This window comes from Streptacidiphilus sp. MAP12-20 (assembly GCF_041262525.1).
GTDB lineage: Bacteria > Actinomycetota > Actinomycetes > Streptomycetales > Streptomycetaceae > Streptacidiphilus.
Map to the genome: position 1 here is coordinate 192,427 of NZ_JBGCCK010000013.1, position 16,266 is coordinate 208,692.

The window sequence follows — 16,266 nt, forward strand, 5'->3', positions numbered from 1 at the left end:
GAAACGTCGGACACGCACCGCTGTGATGACGATGTGTTCCAGGACTCCGCCCCCGTCGACATGCCCACCCCGCTGCTCTTCGTCCTCGCCTTCGGCGTCGCGGCAGCCGCGTCGGTGTTCGTCGGTGCGGTGACGACGCCGAAGCACGCGGCGGTGGGTCTGGTCCTGGTCGGGGCCGCGTGCCTGGCGGTCGCCCGCCGGGGTCGCGGGCTGCGGGCGGTGCTGGTGGTCGGGCCCGTCTTCTGGCTCTGCTTCGACGGCTTCGTGGAACACCGCTACGGCGTTCTCGGCTGGAGCGGCGCCACGGACGCCTGGCGGCTGGCGGCGCTCGTCGCGGTGGCGGCCCTGCCCGGGTTCACCCGGGCGCTGCGCGGCCTCTGGACGGCGCGCAGGCGCTTCCGCCGGGCATCACTCGAGTGGTACGAGCCGGAGATGCCGGAACGGAAGCACCCGTCCGCCTGGAACTAGGGCCGCGCCTTTGGCCGTTCAGCGCGCGCCGTAGGCGGGGAGCTGCGGCTCGGCGGTGGCGAGCAGCTTGCGCGCCGCCTCGCCCGCGCCCGTCGGGGTCCAGCGCGCGGCCAGGTCGGCGGTGGGGCCGGGACGCCAGCCCTCCATGACGGTGATCCTGCCGCCCTCCGCCTCGAAGACCCGTCCGGTGACCCCGGCGGACGCCGCCGAGCCGAGCCAGACGACCAGCGGGGAGACGTTCTCCGGCGCCATCGCGTCGAACTCGCCGTCCGCCGGGGCTGCCATGGTGTCGGCGAAGGTCTGCTCCGTCATCCGGGTGCGCGCGGCCGGGGCGATCGCGTTGACCTGGACGCCGTAGCGGCCCATCTCCGCCGCCGCGACCATGGTCAGGCCGAGGATCCCGGCCTTCGCGGCGCTGTAGTTGCCCTGACCGACGCTGCCCAGCAGGCCCGCGCCCGAGCTGGTGTTCACGACCCGCGCGTCCGGCGTCCGCCCGGCCTTGGCCTCGGCGCGCCAGTGGGCGGCGGCCTGGCGCAGCGGCAGGAAGTGACCCTTGAGGTGGACCCGCATCACCGCGTCCCACTCGTCCTCGTCGAGGTTGACCAGCATCCGGTCGCGCAGGAAGCCCGCGTTGTTGACCAGGGTGTCCAGGCGGCCGAACGCGTCCAGCGCGGTGGCGACCAGAGATGACGCGCCCTCCGTCGTCGCGATGTCGCCGCCGTGGGCGACCGCCTCGCCGCCCAGGGCGCGGATCTCGGCGACGACCTCGTCCGCCGGGGTAGCCGAGGCGCCGACGCCGTCCGGTGCGACGCCGAGGTCGTTGACGACGACCTTCGCGCCCTCCGCCGCGAAGGCCAGCGCGTGGGCGCGGCCCAGGCCGCGGCCCGCGCCGGTGACGATCACGACGCGTCCCGCGCAGAGGCCGTCTGCGGACGTGGAGTTGGCGGGCGCGGATTTGTCGGGCGCAGATTTGTCGGGCGCAGATTTGTCGGGCTCGAGGCTCATCTGTCACTGCTCCTTGTTCACGGTTGCGGCCTCCAGGAAGGCGGGGCGCTCGCCGCCGCCGTGGACGGTCAGCGCGGCGCCGGTGATGTAGGCGGCCTGGGGCGAGGCGAGGAAGACGCAGGCGTCGCCGATCTCGCCGGGCTCGGCGAGCCGGCCGAGCGGGATCGTGCGGCCGACGGCGTCGACGCCCGCCTCGTCCCCGTAGTGCAGGTGCGAGAGTTCCGTGCGGACCATCCCCGGCACGACGGTGTTGACCCGCACGTCCGGGGCCCACTCGACGGCCATCGAGGCGGCGAGGTTGGCCAGTCCGGCCTTGGCCGCGCCGTAGGCGGCGCTGCCGGGGGACGGCCGGGTGCCGCTGACGCTCCCGATCATGATCACCGAGCCGCCACCGCCGCCGCCTCCTCCGCCTCCGCCGCCTCCACCGCTACGCCGCAGGTGCGGGAGCGCCGCCAAGGAGGCGGTGAGCGGGCCGATCAGGTTGAGCTCGATCACCCGGGTTTGCCGGGCGAGATCCCCTTCCTGCTCCCCCAGCAGCCCGAACGGCGTGCCGCCCGCGTTGTTGACCAGCGTGTCGAGTCTGCCGTGACGGTCCGCCACCTCGGCGAAGAACGCCCCGACGGCGGCCGGGTCGCGTAGGTCCACGCTGACGAACTCCGCCTTCCGGCCCGCCTCCTGGACCGGCGCCCCCGGCGGTCTGCGAGCGCAGATCAGCACCTCCGCCCCGGCCGCCAGGAACGCACGCGCGATCCCGGCCCCCACCCCGCGCGTGCCGCCGGTCACCACGACGACCTTCCCGGACAGATCCACGGTGATGCTCAATCCACACCTCCCGCAGCGAGGCGACCGCTGCTACCGTCTCACCTAACAAACGTTTGGTGGAAAGGTAGCTGATTCGCTCATGGGTGTCTCCACCTCCCGCCCGGAAAAGGGCATCGCCGTCGTCACGGTCGACTACCCGCCCGTCAACGCGCTGCCCGTGCAGGGCTGGTACGACCTGGCCGACGCGGTCCGCGCCGCCGGCCGCGACCCGGACGTCCGCTGCGTCGTCCTCGCCGCCGAGGGGCGCGGCTTCAACGCGGGCGTCGACATCAAGGAGGTGCAGCGCGATCCGAGTCACTCCGCCATCCTGGGCGCCAACCGCGGCTGCTACGAGGCCTTCGCAGCGGTCTACGAGTGCGAGGTGCCGGTCGTCGCGGCCGTGCGGGGCTTCTGCCTGGGCGGCGGGATCGGGCTGGTCGGCAACGCGGACGCGATCGTCGCGAGCGAGGACGCCACCTTCGGCCTGCCCGAGCTGGACCGGGGCGCGCTGGGCGCCGCCACGCACCTGGCGCGGCTGGTCCCACAGCACCTGATGCGAGCGCTCTACTACACCTCACGGACGGCCACGGCCGAGGAACTGCACCGGCACGGGTCCGTCTGGCGGGTGGTGCCGCGCGAGGAGCTCGGCGCGGCCGCGCTGGAGCTGGCGCGCGAGATCGCCCGCAAGGACGGCTACTTGATCCGGCTCGCCAAGGCGGCGATCAACGGCATCGATCCGGTCGACGTCAGGCGCAGCTACCGCTTCGAACAGGGCTTCACCTTCGAGGCCAACCTGAGCGGCGTCGCCGACCAGGTCCGTGACAGCTTCGGGAAGAGGGACGGGGGGAAGTGATGACAACGGCAGACGTGACAGCCGGCAGGTCGGCGGACAAGACGATGACGCCGGACGAGGTCGTCGCCGGGCTGGAGAGCGGCATGACCATCGGCATCGGCGGCTGGGGCTCACGCCGCAAGCCGATGGCGCTGGTCCGCGCGCTGCTCCGCTCGGACGTGTGGGACCTGACGGTGGTCTCCTACGGCGGCCCGGACGTCGGGCTGCTGGCGGCCGCCGGGCGGATCCGCAAGCTGGTCACCGCCTTCACCACCCTGGACTCGATCCCGCTGGAGCCGCACTACCGCGCGGCCCGCGAACGCGGCGCGTTCGAACTCTTCGAGCTGGACGAGGCCATGCTGATGTGGGGCCTCACCGCCGCCGTCCACCGGCTGCCCTTCCTGCCGATCCGGGCCGGTCTCGGCTCGGACGTGATGCGGGTCAATCCGAGCCTGCGGACGGTCACCTCCCCCTACGAGGACGGCGAGGAGTTCGCCGCCGTCCCCGCCCTGCGGCTGGACGCGGCACTGGTCCACCTGAACCGCGCCGACCGGTTCGGAAACGCCCAGTACCTGGGCCCCGACCCGTACTTCGACGACCTCTACTGCGAGGCCGCCACGCATGCCTACGTCTCCTGCGAGCGTCTGGTCGACACCGAGGAGCTGGCCAAGGCGGGTGCCCCGCAGAGCCTGCTGATCAAGCGCTACGCGGTCACCGGCGTGGTGGAGGCGCCGAACGGGGCGCACTTCACCTCCTGCACCCCCGACTACGAGCGCGACGAGGCCTTCCAGAAGCACTACGCGTCCGCGGCGGCCGATCCTGACCCAGCGGCGTGGGCGGCGTTCGAGGAGCGCTTCCTGTCCGGCAACGAGCACGCCTACCAGTCCGCCGTCACCGCCTGGCACGAGGAGCACGAGGAGCAGCAGCCGTGACCGAGACAGCAACTGCCCATGCCACCACGGTCAGCCGGGCCGAGTACTGCGTCATCGCCTGCGCGGAAGCCTGGCGCGGCGACGGCGAGATCCTGGCCAGCCCGATGGGCACCATCCCCTCCATCGGCGCCCGGCTGGCCAAGCTCACCTTCTCCCCCGACCTGCTGCTCACCGACGGCGAGGCACTGATCGTCGCAGACGTCCCCGCGCTGGGCGCCGAACCGCAACTGGTGGAGGGCTGGCTGCCCTATCGGCAGCACCTGGCCATGGTCACCGGCGGCAAGCGGCACGTGATGATGGGCGCCAGCCAGATCGACCGTTTCGGCAACCAGAACATCTCCTGTATCGGCGACTGGGAGCGGCCCGCCCGGCAGCTGCTCGGCGTGCGCGGTGCACCGGTCAACACGCTGAACAACCCCACGAGTTACTGGGTGCCCAAGCACGGGCCACGAGTCTTCGTCGAACGTGTCGACATGGTCTGCGGAGTCGGCTACGACCGGGCCACCGGCCCGTACCACGACCTGCGCCGGGTCGTCAGCGACCTCGGCGTCTTCGACTTCGCGGGCGAGGACCACGCGATGCGGCTCGCCTCCATCCACCCGGGCGTCAGCGTGGAGCAGGTGCTGGCCGCGACGGGCTTCCCGCTCGCCGTCCCGGCCGACGTGCCGTTCACGCGCGAGCCGACGGCGGCGGAGCTGCGGCTGATCCGCGAGGTCATCGACCCGAAGAACTGGCGCGACCGCGAGGTGCGGCCGTGACGGCGCCCTTGAACCCGCCGTTGGAGACGCCCTTCACCAAGCTGGTCGGCGTCCGGTACCCGATCGTGCAGACCGGGATGGGCTGGGTCGCCGGTCCGCGCCTCGTCTCCGCCTCCGCCAACGCGGGCGCGCTCGGCATCCTCGCCTCCGCGACCATGACCGTCGACCAACTCCGTTCGGCCGTACGGGAGGTGAAGTCCAGGACCGAGGCCCCCTTCGGTGTCAACCTGCGGGCCGACGCCGGGGACGCGGGCGAGCGCGTGCAGATCATCATCGAGGAGGGCGTGCGCGTCGCGTCCTTCGCGCTGGCCCCGTCGAAGGAGCTGATCGCGCGACTCAAGGACGCGGGCATCGTGGTGATCCCCTCGATCGGCGCCCGCCGCCACGCGGAGAAGGTCGCCGCGTGGGGCGCGGACGCGGTGGTGGTCCAGGGCGGCGAGGGCGGCGGCCACACCGGCGAGGTCGCCACGACCGTGCTGCTGCCGCAGGTCGTCGACGCGGTGGACATCCCCGTCGTCGCCGCGGGCGGCTTCTTCGACGGCCGGGGACTGGTCGCCGCCCTGGCCTACGGCGCGGCCGGCGTGGCGATGGGCACGCGCTTCCTGCTGACCTCGGACTCGACGGTGCCCGACGCGGTGAAGGCGACGTACCTGGCCGCCTCGGTGAAGGACATCACGGTGACGACGGCCGTGGACGGCCTGCCGCACCGGATGCTGCGCAGCGAGCTCGTCTCCTCGCTCGAACACGCGGGCCGGGCACGGGCCCTGGCGCAGGCGGTGTGCAGGGCGGCGGGCTTCCGGAAGCTCTCGGGGCTGAGCTGGCCGCAGATGGTCCGCGAGGGGCTGGTGATGAAGCACGGCAAGGATCTGAGCTGGAGCCAGATCCTGCTGGCGGCCAACACGCCGATGCTGCTCAAGGCCTCGATGGTGGACGGCCGCACGGACCTGGGTGTGATGGCCTCGGGCCAGGTGGCCGGCCTGATCGAGGATCTGCCGAGCTGCGCCGAGCTCGTCGACCGCATCATGGCCGAGGCCAGGGACGTGCTTGCGCGCCTGCCGCGCTGAGGCGGCGCGTGGCGGCGCGGCGCAGCGCAGGGTGCGGGGATCGGGCCCCGCACCCTGCGCTGCTCCCTGCCGCCTGCTACAGCCGCTCGATGATGGTGACGTTCGCCTGTCCGCCGCCCTCGCACATGGTTTGCAGGCCGAAGCGGCCGCCCGTACGCTCCAGCTCGTGCAGCAACGTCGTCATCAGCTTGACGCCCGTCGCGCCGAGCGGGTGCCCGAGGGCGATCGCGCCGCCGTTGACGTTGACCTTCTCCGGGTCCGCGCCCGTCTCCTTGAGCCAGGCCAGCACGACCGGGGCGAAGGCCTCGTTGATCTCCACCAGGTCGATGTCGTCCATCGACATCCCGGTCTTCTTCAACGCGTAGGCCGTCGCCGGGATCGGCGCCGAGAGCATCCGGATCGGGTCCTCGCCGCGTACGGAGAGGTGGTGCACGCGCGCCCGGGGCGTCAGCCCGTGCTCGCGGACGGCCCGCTCGCTGGCGATCAGCATGGCCGACGCCCCGTCGGAGACCTGGGAGGAGCAGGCCGCCGTGATCGTCCCGCCCTCCAGCACCGGCTTGAGCCCCGCCATCTTCTCCAGCGTCGTGTCACGGCGCGGCCCCTCGTCCACCGTGACCTCGCCGAACGGCACGGTCTCCCGCCCGAATCGTCCCTCGTCGATGGCCCGGATCGCGCGCTGGTGGGAACGGAGAGCGAAGTCCTCCATGTCGCGGCGCGAGACACCCCACTTCTTCGCGATCAGCTCGGCCCCGTGGAACTGGTTGACCGGCGCGTCCCCGTACCGGGCACGCCAGCCCGCGCTGCCGAGGTAGGGACCGTCCGTCAGCCCCAGCGGCTCGGCGGCCTGGCGGCTCGCGAAGGCGATCGGGATCAGGCTCATGTTCTGCACGCCGCCCGCGACCACCAGGTCCTGGGTGCCGGACATGACGCCCTGCGCGGCGAAGTGCACGGCCTGCTGGGACGAGCCGCACTGCCGGTCGATCGTCACTCCGGGCACCTCCTCCGGCAAGCCCGCCGCAAGCCAGCAGGTCCGGGCGATGTCGCCGGCCTGCGGGCCGACGGTGTCCAGGCAGCCGAAGACGACGTCCTCCACCGCCGCCGGATCGATCCCGGTCCGGGCGACGAGCGCGGACAGCACGTGCGCGCCGAGGTCGGCCGGGTGGACGGCGGAGAGACCGCCCTTCCTGCGCCCCACGGGGGTGCGGATCGCGTCGACGATGTAGGCCTCGGCCATGGCAGGGCTCCTTCGGTGGGGGTGAGTTCCGGATCTACTTGTCGGGGACGGCGATGCCGTCCAGCACCATCGAGAGGTACTGGCGGGCGATCTCCTCCGGGCGGTGCTGCCCGCCCGGTCGGTACCAGGACGCGGCGACCCAGACCGTGTCGCGGACGAACCGGTAGGTCAGCCGGATGTCGAGGTCCGCGCGGAAGGTCTCGGCGGCCACGCCGCGCTCCAGGGTGCGCAGCCAGGCCCTCTCGAACTTCCGCTGTGAGGCGGTGAGGAAGGAGAAGCGCGGCTGCGGGGAGAGGGTCTTGGACTCCTTCTGGAAGATGGCGACGGCGGCGCGGTGCCGGTCGATCTCCCGGAAGGACTCGGTGACCAGGGCCTCCAGGGTCTCCCTGGGGCCGAGGTCGGCTGCGAGTACGGCGTCGTAGCCGGCCCAGAGCTCGTCCAGGAAGCCGGCCAGGATCTCTTCCAGCATCGACTCCTTGGAGTCGAAGTGGTAGTAGAGACTGCCCGCGAGCATCCCCGCCTGGTCGGCGATGGCGCGCACGGTGGTGGCGTTGTAGCCCTGCTCGGCGAAGACTTCGGCCGCCGCGTCGAGAATCTCCCGGCGCCGCGCCGTCGGCTGCGCGGCGGTCATCGGATCGGCCACCGGATCTGCTCACGCATGCTGGCTGCTCACCGAGACCGTCTCACCGGTCATGTAGGAGGAGTAGCCGCTGGCGAGGAAGACGATCACATTGGCCACCTCCCAGGGCTCCGCGTACCGGCCGAAGGCCTCGCGCTCGGTCAGCGTCGCGAGCAGTTCCGGGGTGGTGACCTTCACCAGGTGCGGGTGCATGGCCAGGCTCGGCGCGACCGCGTTGACCCGGACGCCGAACTCGGCGGCCTCCAGTGCCGCGCAGCGGGTCAGCGCCATCACCCCGGCCTTCGCCGCCGCGTAGTGGGCCTGGCCCGCCTGCGCGCGCCAGCCGATCACCGAGGCGTTGTTGACGATCACCCCGCCCCGCCCCGCCGCCTTCATCGCGCGCAGCGCGGCGCGGGTGCAGCGGAAGGTCCCGCCGAGGGTGACGTCCAGCACCCGGTTCCACTGCTCGTCCGTCATCTCGACCAGCTCGGCCGTGCCGCCCAGCCCTGCGTTGTTGACGACGACGTCGAGCCCGCCGTGGACCGACTCGGCGAGCGCGAAGAGCTCCTGGACCTGCGTCTCGTCGGTGACGTCGCAGGGCAGCGAGGCGACGCGCTGCGCGCCGAACTCGGCGGCGAGCGCCTCCGCCGACTCCTTGAGCCGGCGCGCGTGGGCGTCGCTGATCAGGACGCGCGCGCCCTCCTCCAGGAACCGGCGCGCGGTCGCGCCGCCGATCCCGGCCCCGGCGGCGGCGGTGATCACCGCGCTGCGCCCGGCGAGCAGGCCGTGCCCTGCGACGTACCTGGGCTCGTTCGGCTCGTTCACGCCCGCACCTCCTCGGGGAGGCCGAGCACGCGCTCGGCGATGATGTCCCGCTGGATCTCGTCGGAGCCCGCGTAGGTGGTGTCCGCGCGGCTGAAGACGCTGCCACTCGTCCAGGCCTCGTGCTCGCGTCCGGGCCCGCCGAGGCCGCGTAGGGCGGCGAACTCCCCGCCGAGATGGGCCCGCAGCCAGGCGCGGGCCTCGCGGCGGAACGTATCGACGTCTGTCATGCCGGTACGTTAACCTACCAAACACTTGTTAGGGAAGGAGAGCCGATGAGCGCCCCCCAGGAAGCGAACCCCGTGGCCGAGAGCCCGGTGGCTGCGAAGCCGCTGGCTGAGAGCCCGGCGGTGGAGACTCCGGCCGAGGAGAGCCCCGTGCTCTACGAACGCCGTGGCCCGGTCGCGTTCGTGACCATGAACCGCCCGCGTTACCGCAACGCGCAGAACTCCGCCATGACCTACGCCCTCGACGCCGCCCTCTACCGCGCCGCCGACGACGGCGAGGTGAAGGTCGTCGTGCTGGGCGGCGCGGGTGACCACTTCTCCGCCGGCCACGACATCGGCACGCCCGGCCGCGACGCCCACCTGCCCTTCGACCGCCGGGCCGGCCTCTGGTGGGACCACTCCGACAAGCAGGGCGCCGAGAGCCGCTACGCCCGCGAGTCCGAGGTCTACCTGGGCATGTGCCGCCGCTGGCGGGAGCTGCCCAAGCCGGTGATCGCGTCGGTCCAGGGTGCCTGCGTGGCGGGCGGGTTGATGCTGGCCTGGGTCTGCGACCTGATCGTGGCCAGCGAGGATGCCTTCTTCGCCGACCCGGTGGTCCGGATGGGGATCCCGGGCGTCGAGTACTTCGCCCACCCGTGGGTGATGCCGCCCCGGATCGCCAAGGAGTTCCTCTTCACCGGCGACCGGATCAGCGCACAGCGCGGGTACGAGGTCGGCATGGTCAACCGGGTGGTGCCGCGTGCGGAGTTGGCTGAGCGCACGGTCGAGTTGGCGGAGCGGATCGCGCAGATGCCGCGCCTGGGCCTCGCGTTGACCAAGCGTGCGGTCAATCAGGCGGAGGACCTCCAAGGCATGCACGCGGGCATGGATTCGGTCTTCGGTCTGCACCACCTCGCCCACGCCCACAACGCCGAGGTCGCCACCGACTCGCTCGGCGGGATGGACATCGCGGCGATGAAGCAGAAGGCGGGCGGCGCGTAGTGGATCTGCAGCACACCCCGGAAGTCGAGGCCTTCCGCGCTGAGGCCCGCGCCTGGCTCGCCGACCACGTCCCGGCCCGGCCGCTGCCCTCGCTGGAGACCCGCGAGGGCTTCGCCGCGCACCGGGAGTGGGAGGCCCAACTGTATGCCGACCGCTGGTCGGTGGTCTCCTGGCCGGAGGAGTACGGCGGGCGCGGCGCCGACACCATGCGCTGGCTCGTCTTCGAGGAGGAGTACTTCGCAGCCGGTGCCCCCGGACGCGTCTCGCAGAACGGCATCAACCTGCTCGCGCCCACGCTCTTCGACCACGGCACGGCGGAGCAGCGGGCCCGGGTGCTGCCCTCGATGGCGAGCGGGGAGGTGATCTGGGCACAGGCCTGGTCCGAGCCGGAGTCGGGCTCCGACCTGGCCTCGCTGCGCTCGGTCGCGGAGCGCACCGACGGCGGCTGGCTGCTGAGCGGCCAGAAGACCTGGTCCTCTCGGGCCGCGTTCGCGGACCGGGCCTTCGGGCTCTTCCGCAGCGAGCCCGGACTGCCGAAGCCGTACCAGGGCCTGACGTACCTGATGTTCGATCTGCGGGCGGAGGGCGTGACGGTCCGCCCGATCGGGCGGCTGGACGGCAAGCTCGCGTTCGCCGAGCTCTTTCTGGACCAGGTCTTCGTCCCGGACCAGGACGTCATCGGCGCGGTCGGAAGCGGCTGGCGGGCCGCGATGAGCACGGCGGGCAACGAGCGCGGGCTGACCCTGCGCTCACCCGGCCGCTTCCTCGCGGCAGCGGACCGGCTGGCGGCGCTCTGGCGGGAGGTCGAGGGATCGAGCGTCGCGCCGGACCCGGCGCTCGGCGCACAGGTGGCGGACGCGCTCGTCGGAGCCCGCGCCTACCAGCTCTTCACCTACGCCAACGCCTCGCGTTTCGCCGCCGGGGAGACGATCGGGGCGGAGTCCAGCCTCAACAAGGTCTTCTGGTCGGAGTACGACATCGCCCTGCACGAAACAGCCCTCGACCTGCTCGGCCCCGAGGCCGAACTCGCCGACGGCCCCTGGGCGGAGGGCTGGATCTTCTCGCTGGCCGGCCCCATCTACGCGGGCACCAACGAGATCCAGCGCGACATCATCGCCGAGCGCCTGCTCGGCCTCCCCAAAGGACGGCGGTAGCGGTGCGCTTTCTTCTCGACGACGAACAGCGCGACTTCGCCCGCGCGTTGGACGCCATGCTGACCGCCTCGGACGCTCCGGGCGCGGCTCGGGCCTGGTCCCGCGGCGAGCCCGAGCCCGGCCGCGCGCTGTGGGCGCGGATCGCGGAGGCAGGGGTCTTCGCGCTGGCCGTGCCAGAGGAGTTCGACGGCCTCGGGCCGCTGGGGGTCGAGCTGGCCCTGGCATTCGAGGCCCTTGGACGCCATGCGGTCCCGGGTCCGGCGGTGGAGACGGTTGCCACGGCCGTTCTGCTGACGGAACTGGGCGATGCCGGACTCGCGAAGAGTTGGCTGCCCCGGATCGCCTCCGGGCAGGTGGTGGCCACGCTGCGGATACACGCCAATTCCCCGTACGCGCTTGACGCGGACGCCGCCGATGCGGTCTTCGACCTGAATGACGACGAGCTGCGACTGGCAGCGGGCAGTGGTGAGCCGGCGCCGTCTCTCGACCCGGTGCGGCGGCTCACGCTGCCGGAATCGGGCGGCGAGTTGCTCGCGACGGGCACCGCGGTTCGCTCCGCCGCAACCCGCGCGAGCGAGTGGGCCGCACTGGCCACAGCAGCGCAGTCACTGGGCGTCGGACGGGAGCTGCTGGCCCGGACGGTCGCATACGTGCAGCAGCGACGCCAGTTCGGGGTGGCAATCGGCTCGTTCCAGGCGGTGAAGCACCGATTGGCCGATGTTCTGATCGCCCTGGAGTTCGCTCAGCCCCTGCTCCACGCTGCGGCGCTCTCGCAGGACGGGCGCGACATCGCCATGGCCAAGGTCGCGACGGGCGAGGCCGCCTGCCTCGCGGCACGGGCAGCTCTGCAGCTCCACGGCGCGATCGGCTACACCGAGGAGCTCGACCTCTCCCTTTGGATTCGCAAGGCACGCCCCTTGCGGGACGCCTGGGGCACGCCGGCTGCGTGCCGGGCGAGGATTCTGGACGCGGATTGAATTAATCGAACGGAATGACTAACTCGTTCGTGTTCGGAAGATAGTCCTGTTGGGCCATGGTGGTGGGGTGGGCGGGGATTGATAATTGGTTCTATGGACGCCTCGATGTTCGGGGGCGGGTGTGAAGACGGAGATGCGTCCATGGGTGAGGGCTGTTCCGGCCCCTCGCTCGGGGATGTGTTCCGTGCGGACCCGCTGACCCCCAAGTCTTCCCGCCAGGCCCGCCACTGCGCGGAGCCCCTCCGCACCCTGCCCGCTTCCGCCCTCTCGTTTCTCGCTGCTCTGGCGGCGGAGGACGATGAGGTGCTGCACGCGGCCGGGGCCCGGTTCCAGTCCGAGCAGCTCCTGGCGTTGGTGCGGTTCGAGGAAATGGTCGGCGCGGAGTTGTCGCGCCGCCTGGCGGTGTTCGACCGCACCGGCGGCGCCACCGCCGTCCGGTCCCGCACCACGAAGGGCTTCCTCCGCACCCACGGGCAGCTCGCGGACAAGCACGCGAACCAGCTGGTCGGCCGGGCCCGGGACCTGGACAAGCTCCGCAGCGTCCGCACCGCCCTCGCGGCGGGTGAGCTCTCCTCCAGCCAGGTGGAGGTCATCGCGAAGGAGATCGCTCCGGTCGAGGACCCGCAGGCCCGCCAGCAGGCCGAGGAACTCCTGATCGCCCAGGCCAAGGTCCTGCACCTGGCGGGGCTGCGGACGGCCGCCCGGCAGGTCCACGCCCACCTGGTCGCCGAGGAAGACCCCAAGGCGGACGATGTTCCCGCGAGTTTCCAGTCCTGGGCGAAGCTGTCGCCGACCGGCACCTCGGATGACCCGTTCTGGGTCCTGTCGGGGGAGCTGTCGCCGGTGGTGGGGGAGAAGCTCCGCGTCGCCTTGGAGGCCGCCATGGGCGCTCCCGTGGACGGGGACCCGCGCACGCATGCGGAGCGGATGGGCGACGCGATCGAGACCGTCGCCGACCTCGCGCTCGGCTCGGACCAGCTCCCCACCACGGGTGGTCAGCGTCCGCACCTGACGCTGATCGCGGACCTGGACGCGCTGCGGACGACCTGCCCCACCCACCCCACCCTCGACCACACCGGGTCCGAGGACGACGAGCCGGAAGAGGGTGGGGATGACCTGTCGGGGCTGCTGCGCCCTCGGGTGGCGGCGACCACGACCCGGGGCTACCAGCTCCCCGCCTGGCAGGCCCGCAAGGAAGCCTGCGACTGCCAGCTCCGCGTCATCCTGACGCGCGGCCAGGACAAGCCCGTCTCCATCGGCCGCGCCACCCGCACCGTCCCCGCCCACCTGCGCGACGCGGTCATCGCCCGGGACCGGCACTGCGTCTGGCCCGGCTGCACCCGCCCCCCGACCTGGTGCGAAGCACACCACCTGACCCACTGGGCCGACGGCGGCCACACCAGCCTCGACAACCTCGCCCTCCTGTGCGGCGAACACCACACCGACCTCCACCAAACCGGCTGGGAACTCGAAATGCACGACGGCCAACCCCAAGCCGTCCCACCCCCCGACACCCCACCACCCCCCAACACCAGATACCCCGGCTGACCCACAGCACGGCCCATGAGCCGCCCCACCAGGCGGCCCATCGGCACGCCCACACGCATGTACGGAACCAAGCTCAGGAATGAGTGAGAGCCTCGCCCGCCAGTCGGCGCCGATGCGCAGCGGGGGAGCCGAACAGCTGGGCTGAGCCGTGGGCACGCTTGGCTACCGGCGCTTGCTGCCGCCGCTCGCCTCGTCGATGTCGGCCAGCATGGCCTCCGCCAGGTCGCGCTCGGAGGCGTAGTAGCGCTCGGCCCACTTCAGGGCCAGACCCGGATAGGCCCAGCCCGGCTCGTCCGCCGCGCCCGCCGCGTCCGCCTCGGCACGGTGGCGCATCTGCTCGGCGAAGTCGCGGTGCCGGCCGAGCACCTCGCGAATCTGCTCGGGCTCCAGCAGGTGTCCCAGCCAGAGTCGCAGCATCGGCCCATGCTTGAGCACTGGCGGATCCATCGGCGCCTCACGCGCCCAGACGCGGACGGCGGTCAGACCCTCGTCGGTGATCCGGTAGACGCGCTTGTCGCGGTTGCCGACCTCCTGCGCGACCATCCGGGAGTTGGCGTAGCCGATCTGCTCCAGGCGCTTGAGCTCGCTGTAGATCTGACTGAACGACGGGCTCCAGTAGAAAAAGCGCAACGACCAGTCCGACCACTTCTTCAGGTCGTAGCCGGACAGCTCCTCGCCGAAGGAGAGCAGGCCGAGCACCGCCCAGCTGGTCGGCGGCAGCTTCGGCCCCGCCTCCAGCGCCGGCTGCTGCTTCTGCGGCTCGCTCGCTCCCGTCACACATCGCAGTTTAAGCGGCTCATACCGACCCCTTCCCCTTACTCCACTATTCCTGATAGGTATATTTCTATTAGGCATAGCTTCTATGAGGCCAGCCAGCGGCTCACCTCACCGCCAGGCATCGCCAGACACCTCCAGGAGGCACGGCATCGTGAAGTTCTCCATGATCGACTGCGCCGAACAGGCCGTCTCCGCCGCGCAGATGGCCCGCCCGGACGGCAAGCTGGACGACAGGCTGGACGGCAAGGTCGTGCTGATCACCGGCGCCGGGAGGGGTCAAGGCGCAGCGGAGGCGCGGCTCTTCGCGCGAGCCGGCGCCCGGGTCGTGGTGACCGACGTGCGGGAGGAAGAGGGCAGGGCAGTCGCGGCGGAGCTCGGCGAGGCTGGGCTCTTCGTGCGTCACGACGTCACCGACGCCGCCGACTGGGCGGCGGCGGTCCGCGCCGCCACCGAGACGTACGGTCGGCTCGACGCCTTAGTCAACAATGCGGCGCTGTGGCGCACCGCCCCTGTCGAGGCGGAGTCCCGGGCGAACTTCGAGACCCTGCTTCAGGTGAACCTGGTCGGCCCGTTCCTCGGCATCCAGGCCGTGCTGCCCGCCCTGAAGGCGGCCGGTGGCGGCTCGGTGGTGAACATCTCCTCGACCGCCGGGCTGGTCGGCATTCCCGGCCACGCCGCCTACGGGGCAAGCAAGTTCGGGCTGCGCGGTCTCACCAGGTCCAGCGCGCTCGACCTGGCCGGCTACGGGATCCGGGTCAACTCGGTGCACCCCGGCGCGATCGACACCCCGATGATCGCCGACGTGGCCGCCACCCGGGACTGGTCGCACCTGCCGCTGCGCCGGATCGGGCGCCCGGAGGAGGTCGGCGAGCTGGTGCTCTTCCTGGTCTCCGACGCCTCCTCCTACATCACCGGTGCCGAATTCACCGTCGACGGCGGGCTCACCACCTCATGACCGCCGACCCACCCACCTATGACCTGCCCGCCGCCGATCCGCTGACTCCCGTCGGCCCGCTGACCCCGGCGGACCCGCTCTCCCCCGCCGCCCGGCTGCTCTGCGACACCATGGCTGCGGCCTTCCCCGATCCGGCGGCCGGACCCCTGGACGCCGCCGCACTCCGCCGCGCCGCGAGCGCGCGCGGGCCGCGCGGCGTACCGGCGGTCGCCTCGGTGACGCAGTTCGGCGTCCCGGGCCCGGACGGGTGCACGATCCCGGTCCGGGCCTACGATCCAGAGCCGGTCCGCGATGCCGGTGCAGCCGCAGGACGGCCGCTGATCGTCTTCCTGCACGGCGGCGGCTGGGTACTCGGCGACCTGGACACGCATGACGGTCTCTGCCGCGAACTCGCCCACCGCACCGGCGCGATGGTGCTTTCCGTCGACTACCGACGGGCCCCCGAGCACCGCTTCCCGGCCGCGCTCGACGACACCCGCTCGGTGCTGCGCTGGGCCTCGGCGAACGCCGCGGCCCTGGGGTGCGACCCGGCCTGTCTCGTCCTCGCGGGCGACTCCAGCGGCGGCAACCTTGCGGCCGCGGCGGCATCGCCATTGCGGGGCCCGCGTGCAGCGGCGCAGCTGCTCATCTACCCGGCGCTCGACCCGGCACTCGACGGGCCTTCCGCCCGCACCTTCGCGCGCGGCTTCTTCCACACCACCGCCCACATGCGCTGGTACTGGCAGCAGTACCTCGGCCCCACCACCAGCCCGACCACCGGCCCCACCACCGATCCCGCCGCCGCTCCCGGCCTCGCCCCGGACCTGACCGGTTTGCCACCCACGCTGATCGTCCTCGCCGACTGCGATCCGCTGCGCGACGAAGGGCTCGCCTACGCGCGCCGACTCGGCGCCGCCGGCGTCCCGGTCCAAGTCCACCTCCACCCCGGGGTGTTCCACGGCTTCCTCGGCGGAGCCGGCCACCTTCCCGCCGCCGACGCGGCGCTGGACGCCGCGTCCCAGTGGCTCGTCCGCACCGTCGGCACCACACAGCAGCCCAGCCCCAGCCCAGCCGACAGCAGTCCGTCCGTCCCCGACCACGCACCCAGAACGGAGTCACGATGACCGAGCCAG

At 72.2% G+C, this 16,266-nt stretch carries 18 protein-coding genes and 1 pseudogene; 12 read left to right on the forward strand and 7 right to left on the reverse strand.

What is annotated here, in order from left to right; genetic code table 11:
• Positions 1-33: 33 nt before the first annotated feature.
• Positions 34-468, forward strand: a complete 435-nt coding sequence (locus tag ABIA32_RS19775) for a hypothetical protein (protein WP_370096929.1) — start codon at positions 34-36, stop codon at positions 466-468.
• 18 nt (positions 469-486) lie between these two features.
• Here ABIA32_RS19775 and ABIA32_RS19780 read toward each other — a convergent pair whose 3' ends face one another.
• Positions 487-1,473, reverse strand: a complete 987-nt coding sequence (locus ABIA32_RS19780; protein ID WP_370096931.1) for an SDR family oxidoreductase — start codon at positions 1,471-1,473, stop codon at positions 487-489.
• On the opposite strand from ABIA32_RS19780, the gene ABIA32_RS19785 reads away from it, so the two are divergent.
• Positions 1,403-1,564: a pentapeptide repeat-containing protein gene (locus tag ABIA32_RS19785; RefSeq protein WP_370096933.1), complete on the forward strand. Its 162-nt coding sequence runs from the start codon at positions 1,403-1,405 to the stop codon at positions 1,562-1,564. The two genes, ABIA32_RS19780 and ABIA32_RS19785, sit on opposite strands and share 71 nt — an antisense overlap.
• Here the strand turns inward: ABIA32_RS19785 and ABIA32_RS19790 are convergent.
• Positions 1,498-2,283, reverse strand: a pseudogene (locus ABIA32_RS19790) (SDR family oxidoreductase); the annotation flags it as partial. The gene ABIA32_RS19785 and the pseudogene ABIA32_RS19790 sit on opposite strands and share 67 nt — an antisense overlap.
• A gap of 91 nt (positions 2,284-2,374) precedes the next feature.
• On the opposite strand from ABIA32_RS19790, the gene ABIA32_RS19795 reads away from it, so the two are divergent.
• Genes ABIA32_RS19795 through ABIA32_RS19810 form a run of 4 tightly spaced genes read left to right on the forward strand, consistent with a single transcriptional unit; the run spans position 2,375 to position 5,860 of the window.
• Positions 2,375-3,127: an enoyl-CoA hydratase family protein gene (locus tag ABIA32_RS19795; RefSeq protein WP_370096935.1), complete on the forward strand. Its 753-nt coding sequence runs from the start codon at positions 2,375-2,377 to the stop codon at positions 3,125-3,127.
• Between the two features lie 44 nt (positions 3,128-3,171).
• Positions 3,172-4,038 carry a CoA transferase subunit A gene (locus tag ABIA32_RS19800; protein ID WP_370097005.1) on the forward strand — a complete coding sequence of 289 codons (867 nt, stop codon included), beginning with the start codon at positions 3,172-3,174 and terminating at the stop codon, positions 4,036-4,038.
• The gene (locus tag ABIA32_RS19805; protein WP_370096937.1) at positions 4,035-4,796 is read left to right on the forward strand and encodes a CoA-transferase subunit beta; all 762 of its coding nucleotides are present in this window, start codon (positions 4,035-4,037) and stop codon (positions 4,794-4,796) included. The genes ABIA32_RS19800 and ABIA32_RS19805 overlap by 4 nt, the downstream gene beginning before the upstream one ends.
• Positions 4,797-4,816: 20 nt before the next feature.
• Positions 4,817-5,860: an NAD(P)H-dependent flavin oxidoreductase gene (locus ABIA32_RS19810; protein WP_370097007.1), complete on the forward strand. Its 1,044-nt coding sequence runs from the start codon at positions 4,817-4,819 to the stop codon at positions 5,858-5,860.
• Between the two features lie 76 nt (positions 5,861-5,936).
• Here ABIA32_RS19810 and ABIA32_RS19815 read toward each other — a convergent pair whose 3' ends face one another.
• Genes ABIA32_RS19815 through ABIA32_RS19830 form a run of 4 tightly spaced genes read right to left on the reverse strand, consistent with a single transcriptional unit; the run spans position 5,937 to position 8,765 of the window.
• Positions 5,937-7,094, reverse strand: coding sequence for an acetyl-CoA C-acetyltransferase (locus tag ABIA32_RS19815; RefSeq protein WP_370096939.1), 1,158 nt, complete (start codon positions 7,092-7,094; stop codon positions 5,937-5,939).
• 34 nt (positions 7,095-7,128) lie between these two features.
• Positions 7,129-7,725: a TetR/AcrR family transcriptional regulator gene (locus tag ABIA32_RS19820; protein WP_370097009.1), complete on the reverse strand. Its 597-nt coding sequence runs from the start codon at positions 7,723-7,725 to the stop codon at positions 7,129-7,131.
• A 21-nt stretch (positions 7,726-7,746) separates the two neighbouring features.
• Positions 7,747-8,538 carry an SDR family oxidoreductase gene (locus ABIA32_RS19825; protein WP_370096940.1) on the reverse strand — a complete coding sequence of 264 codons (792 nt, stop codon included), beginning with the start codon at positions 8,536-8,538 and terminating at the stop codon, positions 7,747-7,749.
• On the reverse strand, positions 8,535-8,765 hold the full coding sequence (locus ABIA32_RS19830; protein WP_370097017.1) for a hypothetical protein: 231 nt from the start codon (positions 8,763-8,765) through the stop codon (positions 8,535-8,537). The genes ABIA32_RS19825 and ABIA32_RS19830 overlap by 4 nt, the downstream gene beginning before the upstream one ends.
• 45 nt (positions 8,766-8,810) lie before the next feature.
• On the opposite strand from ABIA32_RS19830, the gene ABIA32_RS19835 reads away from it, so the two are divergent.
• From ABIA32_RS19835 to ABIA32_RS19850, 4 genes are all read left to right on the forward strand, one after another.
• The gene (locus tag ABIA32_RS19835; RefSeq protein ID WP_370096942.1) at positions 8,811-9,743 is read left to right on the forward strand and encodes an enoyl-CoA hydratase; all 933 of its coding nucleotides are present in this window, start codon (positions 8,811-8,813) and stop codon (positions 9,741-9,743) included.
• On the forward strand, positions 9,743-10,897 hold the full coding sequence (locus ABIA32_RS19840) for an acyl-CoA dehydrogenase family protein (RefSeq protein WP_370096944.1): 1,155 nt from the start codon (positions 9,743-9,745) through the stop codon (positions 10,895-10,897). Before ABIA32_RS19835 ends, ABIA32_RS19840 begins: the two co-directional genes overlap by 1 nt.
• A 2-nt stretch (positions 10,898-10,899) precedes the next feature.
• On the forward strand, positions 10,900-11,874 hold the full coding sequence (locus ABIA32_RS19845; RefSeq protein ID WP_370096946.1) for an acyl-CoA dehydrogenase family protein: 975 nt from the start codon (positions 10,900-10,902) through the stop codon (positions 11,872-11,874).
• Positions 11,875-12,015: 141 nt separating this feature from the next.
• Entirely contained in the window at positions 12,016-13,422 is a 1,407-nt protein-coding gene (locus ABIA32_RS19850) for a DUF222 domain-containing protein (protein ID WP_370096947.1), read from the forward strand.
• Positions 13,423-13,584: 162 nt separating this feature from the next.
• On the opposite strand, the gene ABIA32_RS19855 is transcribed toward ABIA32_RS19850, so the two are convergent.
• Positions 13,585-14,199, reverse strand: a complete 615-nt coding sequence (locus ABIA32_RS19855; protein ID WP_370096949.1) for a helix-turn-helix transcriptional regulator — start codon at positions 14,197-14,199, stop codon at positions 13,585-13,587.
• A 202-nt stretch (positions 14,200-14,401) separates the two neighbouring features.
• Here ABIA32_RS19855 and ABIA32_RS19860 point away from each other — a divergent pair, with 202 nt between their 5' ends.
• Positions 14,402-15,154, forward strand: a complete 753-nt coding sequence (locus ABIA32_RS19860; RefSeq protein ID WP_370097011.1) for an SDR family NAD(P)-dependent oxidoreductase — start codon at positions 14,402-14,404, stop codon at positions 15,152-15,154.
• Positions 15,151-16,257 carry an alpha/beta hydrolase gene (locus ABIA32_RS19865; RefSeq protein ID WP_370096951.1) on the forward strand — a complete coding sequence of 369 codons (1,107 nt, stop codon included), beginning with the start codon at positions 15,151-15,153 and terminating at the stop codon, positions 16,255-16,257. Before ABIA32_RS19860 ends, ABIA32_RS19865 begins: the two co-directional genes overlap by 4 nt.
• The last annotated feature ends 9 nt before the right edge of the window (positions 16,258-16,266 follow it).